This is a genomic window from Clostridium sp. AM34-11AC, assembly GCF_003435375.1.
GTDB lineage: Bacteria > Bacillota > Clostridia > Lachnospirales > Lachnospiraceae > Pilosibacter > Pilosibacter fragilis.
On sequence record NZ_QWGL01000059.1, the window covers coordinates 1 to 6,450 of the forward strand.

The following is a 6,450-nucleotide window of genomic DNA, read 5'->3' on the forward strand; positions in this document are numbered from 1 at the left end:
CAACTATGGCACTATGCAAGAGATAGCAATTCATCTCACCATCTATAGAGGTGGGAGAATTCTTGCTGATTCTTGTTAAAAAATATCCCCTGTATCCTGATGATCCATCCGGCCGGTCAGAAGGAGGAACAGACCTATTACAAAGATGTCATCGGGATCAAGGGGGACTATCTTTTTGCTGATTCCGTCCAGGAAGCGCGCCTGAAGATCATCACCGGACAGGGATATATGCCCGTCGATGTGATCGGCGATCCTGTATGGTCGGATTCCACCATTGACCGGATTCCTCTCGTCAGAAACGGGGATCCTGTCCGGAAGACATACTGCGCCTTCTGGCGAAAGGATAATTCCGGGTATTACATTGAGGATTTTTCGGATATGTTAAAAGAAGCTTTTGCATGAGAATTTTATTACATAAACTGGAATTTATTTTAATATCCATGGTCAACATGTTGCCATTGTCCGCCGTTTGTTCTAACTAAAATCCAATTCCAATCATTGTATGTACTATTTGGATTCAGAGAACCTTCTCCTCCAGATGAATCAACATCGAATGAAGATAGCAAAACAATGACTTCATCTGCATTGTTCCTATCTGCCCAATCTTGATGGTCTTTAGAGCTGTCATCCCCTGCATAATAAATTTCTGTAAGAGTACATCCATTCCAGTTGCTCTTAAACTCTTTTTTTATGGTGTCAATAGCGGCTGCAATGTCCTCTTCAGAATATATTTCAGATTCTACATTATGCGTATTTACTTCATTAACATTTCCGCCACAAGCACTCAAACTAAATACAAGCAGAATACATAGCATTGCACATACAATTTTTTTCATAATTCACACTACCTCCATCAATTCCGAGTTATTACGCTCTTTCTATCACCCATTTTCCAGCCATCCAAACAAGAATCATCTCCCGCTCAACACCCCCTGTCAGCTCCGCGTTTCCGCGATCTTCTCCATCGCCCTCCGGTACGCATGTACAAAATACAGGATCTCCGCGATCGCCGTGAGCGACCAGGAACAGCTGTAGAGCAGATACAGGGACGGGATCGTCTGAAAATACGCAAAGACCGTATAGACCCACGCGATCCGGAATACGCAGGAACCCAAGATCACGATGACCATCGGTGCCAGACTCTTTCCGAGTGCCCGGGATGCCGCGATCGTGCAGTCCATGAACGCGGAGATCCCATAGGAAAATCCCATGATCGTCAGGCGCTTCATTCCCGCTGCCATGACTTCCGGGTCATTCGTAAATAAGGACAGGAACTGCTTTCCGAACACGACGAGAAGAAGTCCCATCGCAAGTCCGATCCCGAATGAATATGCAAGACTCACAAAATAACTGTCCCGCACACGCTTTTTGTTTCCGGAGCCGTAGTTCTGCCCCATAAAGCTCGCGCAGGCCGTATAGAACGCCGCCATCACATCGTAGATCAGCGCATCCGCATTCGCCGCCGCGGAATTTCCCGCTACCATCACGGCACTGAAAGAATTGACGCCGAGCTGAACAAACAGATTTGCGATCCCGAAGATCGCATTCTGAAAACCAGATGGGATCCCGAGCCGCAGGATCGCCTGCGCCTTATCCTTCGAAAGCCGGAGCTTTGCAAGATGCAGTCCGAAATCTTCATGACTCCGGAACAATGCCATCACGATCAGAAACGCCGAACGGCACTGAGACAACGCACTCGCAAGCGCCACTCCAACTATATCAAGCTTACAGACGATCACAAAAAACAGATTCAGGATCACATTCACGATCCCCGACAAAAACAGATATCTCAGCGGACGCCCCGTATATCCCCGGCCGCACTGAACACCGCGTTTCCGAAATTATAAAGCGCAAGCGCCGGAATCCCCAGGAAATAGATCCGGATGTACAGAGCGGCCTTGTCGATCAGCTCCTCCTTCGTATTTAAAAGCACCAGCACACCGCGCGATGTAGAAACTCCCAAAATCAGCAGGATCAATCCGACCGCCAGGCTGACAAGAAACGCCGAATGTACCGTCTCCGAAACCGACTTCCGGTTCCTCGCCCCGATATAAAGCGCCGTCAGCACATTGATCCCACCGGAAAGTCCGATCAGAAATCCTGTATACATCGAGATCAACGTCGTCGTAGAACCAACCGCCCCCAGAGACATCGCCCCCGCAAACTGCCCGATCACCGCAATATCTGACATGTTGAACAGAACCTGCAGCAAATTCGAAAGCATCAGCGGAATACTGAAAAACAGGATCTGTTTCTTCAAAGATCCCCGCGTCATATCCATACTTGTCCGGCTCATAAAAACCCCTCCAAAAGTATCATAATCTTCCAAAATTATACTGGATTTTCCATGAAACTTCAACAAGTGAAAACACGCTTCGCGAGTTTCCCCTTGTTATCGCGACAGTCGCCAATGTCTCACGCAAGCGCAGACCTTGGCTCATTGTTCACGTAAATCATAGTATGCCGATTTTCCCCTGTACCGCAGCTAAAACCACAGTCTTCACCTATCCCTCCCACCTTATCCTGCGGTCAATGCGCCTGCAGCCGGTGAGCTTCCGATCAGGAGTGCCTTGATCACGGGATCTGGCTTCCTCTTGGCTCGCGGGAGAATGCGTTGAATGCCAGGTGACACTTGTTTGAGCGCAGCGAGTTGTGTCACCTGGCATTCGCCCTTAGCAGTCTCCTGCAAGCCTAGAGGAACCTTCCCGCGATCACCTTGCACTCCTGAGCGGAAACTCACCGGCCCCGCCCGAAGCCACTCAGCTCCCTCTTCACTCCCGAGCAGAAGCTCACCGCCCCGCCCGAAGCCACTCAGCTCCCTCTTCACTCCCGAGCGGAAGCCCACCGCCCCGCCCGAAGCCGCTCACTTCTTAACATGTTTTTAACGCTTCCCTCGCACCGATTTCCTTGACTTTTAAAAAATCCAGCGCTAAAATCACCAGCATCGTGTAGAAATCGGCGTAAATCCAGGTACGAAACGGGTTTATGCCCTTTTTCTTTCTGTCGGTGCAGACCCGATAAATCAATATCACGAAAGATCAAATATATGAAACAATTACTCATCGGAATCGATGTCGGTTCCACCACTACAAAAATCACGGTCCTCAACAAGACGACCGAATCACTCTTATACTCTGACTACCGCCGCCACCACGCAGACCAGCTTGCAAGCGTCCTCTTTGCGATCCGCTATGCCGACATGGCGGAGGATTCCTTCCACCAGGAGCTCTTAGCAGAAGGCGAACGGATCTTAAAACAGGTCACGGAGGAGAACCGCTACGCCGTGATCCCCGCCTCGAGACCGTATCAGAATGATCCGCTGGTCAACCACAACCTTCCGGAGATGTTCACGAGTCTTGGCATCCCGGTCCTCACCGCAGATGCCGTTCCGGGTGTCAACGACGTGGATCTCACCAACAGCCGTCTCGATGTCGTCAACAACTACCATGCGAGAATGCTCGGATCCGCTGTCATTGCCGCTGAAAATCCACACCTGGAATATGTCCAGATCGTAAGCTTCGGCTGCGGCCATGATGCCTACCTCTCCGATGAGATCATCCGTCTCATGAAACAGGGATCCGGGAAGATCCCGCTCGTCTTAAAGCTCGACGAGAGTGAGATCCAGGGGCCGCTCCGGATCCGTGTCCGATCCTTTATCGAGACAGTCCGGATGCAGAGAGAAAAGCACGAGGAAGCTCCGGTCCATGCCCTCACGGATCCGTACCCGGTAAAGTACGAGAAGAAAGACAGAAAAGAGCGCATCGTTCTGATCCCGAATACCTCCCACGCATTCTGCCGCGTCATGTCGGCAGCGATGGAAAGACAGGGGCTCCGCGCGGAGCCCCTGCCGATCGGGCGGGACGAGGCGATCCGTCTCGGCAAAAAATATGTCCACAATGACATCTGCTTCCCTGCCCAGATCGTGATCGGTGAAGCGCTCGCCGCTTTAAAGAGTGGAAAATACGATGGAAAAGATGTCGCGATCGCAACCGGAAAATATATCGGCGACTGCCGTCTGACGCATTACAGTGCACTTTTAAGAAAGGCGCTCGATGACGCAGGATTTTCCGATGTTCCGATCCTCACAAACGACGATGCGGATTTCCATAACCTCCATCCGGGATTCCGCTTAAATCTCCTCTCCGCGCTCCGGATCGCCTACGCGCTTCCGATGATCGATATTTTGGAGGAGCTGCTCCGGAAGATCCGTCCTTATGAGCTCACAAAAGGAAATGCCGATGCCGCCTTTGAGCAGGCGATGGACGCTGTGATCGACGGACTTTCCAGGCATGGCGTAAACGGCGCAAAACACGGCTTCGAGATCATCGAGGCGAGAATGTCCGATGTCATCCAGAAATCCTACTTCTACCGGGATATGCAGGTCCGTGAGTACCATTTACATAAGCCGCTCCAGGAAAAACTCTGGTACCGGATGGCCGATCTCTTCTTTGATCTCGCCCACGATGCGGCGGACAAGATCGCGAGTGCTCACCCGCTCTACGACCGCCCGGCGGTCCGCCTTCCGGAGCTTGTAAAGGAGAGTGATCCGATCATCCACCACACCTTCGATGCCGGAGAGGGTGTCCTGATCCCTGGAGAGATCCTTCACCATGCCGCCCACGGCTGCCGTGCCTTTGTGATCCTGCAGCCGTTCGGCTGTCTGCCGAACCACGTCGTCGGCCGCGGAATCTCCAAGCGCTTAAAGGAGCTCTACCCGGACATCCAGATCCTTCCTCTCGACTACGATCCGGATGTCAGCTTCGCAAACATCGAGAACCGGCTTCAGATGCTGATCATGAATGCGAGGGAGCAGGAGGCGGAAAAAGACAAAACAAAATAAAAGCTGCGAAAAACTACTGACAGTATCGAAGGGGTTGTCGCAACAATGCAACAGCCCCTTCTTTTTATTATGCAATGTTATTATTATCCTTTCTTTAATCCAAAACCCCAGAATCGGTTACTGGTCCTTTAATCAATTTTCCATCTCCATAAAAATATGTTTTACGTTCATAATAACCTATGTCATCTTGATCCCCACCATAACGAATCTTTCCTGAAATTGTAACGGTATCATATTTTCCTGCAACCGCAGCAGCTACACTTGCCGCAACTCTTACACCAACCCATGGCGCTGCAGCAGCTATAACTCCTGCAATGACAGCAGATGTAAGACCTCCTGTCTCTATCTCCTGTGTTGCCATATCCTGCCATGCTTCCCACTTGATTGTTCCTGATCTCCCACTATTAGCTGTTGCAAACTCATTTATATTTAAGCTTTGTCTGATATATCCAGTCTCGCATAATTTTATATTGTCAACAAATATTGCTCCATTATAATTTACAATTGTATGCAATATTGCCCCATCTTTTCCTTTGACATACACAATAGTTTTTTCGCTGCTGTTTTCACGTTTCAAAATATAATTATCTGTTTCCAGATAATTGTCTGCTACATTCATTGTTGTTGCATATGTAGAAACAAACATTGTAGAAATAAGAAGACAAGATAAACATAATGTTAAAAATATTTTTTTCACAGAACTTCCTCCTTTGCTTTTAGATAAATCTCCATCTTAAAATTTTAATAGATTCATTTTTTACCAATTCTAGCTGCTGTTATTACTGCAATCGTTAATACTATGTAACTCCAAATTTTTCCATTTGTATGCAACCAAATTCCACCGCTAAATATGACAACCGGAACATTAATAAATAATTTTTCAGACAACGTCAAAGAACTTTGCTGTACTATCTCAGGAATAGTAAAGAACAAGATTGTTACACCCGTTAGCCTGAGAACAAACTCATGATCCATCCCCGTTTTATCAAATACATATGCAACAACAACAATAACTGTTATAATCAAGTATGCCTTACACAGCAATATTTGTTTTTTTTTATCTCTGAACATTTATTTTCCTCCCTTCCAATGCTCAACATATTTTTTTCAACACTTTTACATATGTATTGCGTTATCAGAGAAACTAATTAGCACAGCTATTTTCCAGTATTCTGTCCATAAATTGGTATGACCTACTCGAATGTTAGAATATCATGATCGGAAACAGGGATATATTCGGCTGAATTTTTTAATCCAATTCTCAAAAAGTCGATTTTTTTAATTCGTTTTTCTTTTTCACTATATGTAACAACCATGGTCCGCTTAGTAAAAAGGAAGAGAATATTGGAATTTAAAGTTCCGGCTTCAGAGTCCTTATTGCGTTGTATAAACTCTATATGATAAACTGTTTCTTCCTCACCTTTTTCTACATTGATATTTTTTACATTTGTCATATTCAATTCTTCCCATATACCGCCTATGATGCTTTTTAAATTGTTGCCAGTGGGAATAGAAACGTCTGAGGGGACATCTTCTGGTGAACCGCCATTAAAAGCAAGTTTTCGACCATTTTTGAATATTACGGGTACTTTTACACCACTTGTCCGGAT

General features: G+C 47.2%; 8 protein-coding genes. 2 read left to right on the plus strand and 6 right to left on the minus strand.

The window, feature by feature from the left end; all coding sequences use genetic code 11:
• Positions 1–72: 72 nt before the first annotated feature.
• Positions 73–402, plus strand: a complete 330-nt coding sequence (locus DW826_RS17105; protein ID WP_117485741.1) for a hypothetical protein — start codon at positions 73–75, stop codon at positions 400–402.
• A gap of 29 nt (positions 403–431) precedes the next feature.
• Here DW826_RS17105 and DW826_RS17110 read toward each other — a convergent pair whose 3' ends face one another.
• The 3 genes from DW826_RS17110 to DW826_RS19025 all read right to left on the minus strand — a co-directional run bounded on the left by DW826_RS17110 (position 432) and on the right by DW826_RS19025 (position 2,296).
• Positions 432–836: a hypothetical protein gene (locus DW826_RS17110; protein ID WP_117485842.1), complete on the minus strand. Its 405-nt coding sequence runs from the start codon at positions 834–836 to the stop codon at positions 432–434.
• A gap of 99 nt (positions 837–935) precedes the next feature.
• Complete coding sequence (locus DW826_RS19020) at positions 936–1,778, minus strand: MATE family efflux transporter (protein ID WP_347472418.1); 843 nt, start codon at positions 1,776–1,778, stop codon at positions 936–938.
• Positions 1,779–1,789: 11 nt separating this feature from the next.
• Positions 1,790–2,296, minus strand: a complete 507-nt coding sequence (locus DW826_RS19025) for an MATE family efflux transporter (RefSeq protein WP_347472419.1) — start codon at positions 2,294–2,296, stop codon at positions 1,790–1,792.
• Between the two features lie 750 nt (positions 2,297–3,046).
• Here DW826_RS19025 and DW826_RS17125 point away from each other — a divergent pair.
• Complete coding sequence (locus DW826_RS17125) at positions 3,047–4,840, plus strand: acyl-CoA dehydratase activase-related protein (RefSeq protein WP_117485846.1); 1,794 nt, start codon at positions 3,047–3,049, stop codon at positions 4,838–4,840.
• Positions 4,841–4,934: 94 nt separating this feature from the next.
• Here DW826_RS17125 and DW826_RS17130 read toward each other — a convergent pair whose 3' ends face one another.
• The 3 genes from DW826_RS17130 to DW826_RS18405 all read right to left on the minus strand — a co-directional run.
• The gene (locus DW826_RS17130; RefSeq protein WP_117485847.1) at positions 4,935–5,537 is read right to left on the minus strand and encodes a hypothetical protein; all 603 of its coding nucleotides are present in this window, start codon (positions 5,535–5,537) and stop codon (positions 4,935–4,937) included.
• Positions 5,538–5,590: 53 nt separating this feature from the next.
• The gene (locus DW826_RS17135; protein ID WP_117485849.1) at positions 5,591–5,911 is read right to left on the minus strand and encodes a hypothetical protein; all 321 of its coding nucleotides are present in this window, start codon (positions 5,909–5,911) and stop codon (positions 5,591–5,593) included.
• A gap of 122 nt (positions 5,912–6,033) precedes the next feature.
• Positions 6,034–6,450: hypothetical protein (locus DW826_RS18405; RefSeq protein WP_181968108.1), on the minus strand; the 417-nt coding region annotated here is incomplete at its 5' end.

Bases quoted from the DNA above. Each gene is read 5' to 3' on its own strand.
- DW826_RS17110 (WP_117485842.1), bottom strand. From the start codon at position 836: ATGAAAAAAATTGTATGTGCAATGCTATGTATTCTGCTTGTATTTAGT.
- DW826_RS19025 (WP_347472419.1), bottom strand. From the start codon at position 2,296: ATGAGCCGGACAAGTATGGATATGACGCGGGGATCTTTGAAGAAACAG.
- DW826_RS17125 (WP_117485846.1), top strand. From the start codon at position 3,047: ATGAAACAATTACTCATCGGAATCGATGTCGGTTCCACCACTACAAAA.
- DW826_RS17135 (WP_117485849.1), bottom strand. From the start codon at position 5,911: ATGTTCAGAGATAAAAAAAAACAAATATTGCTGTGTAAGGCATACTTG.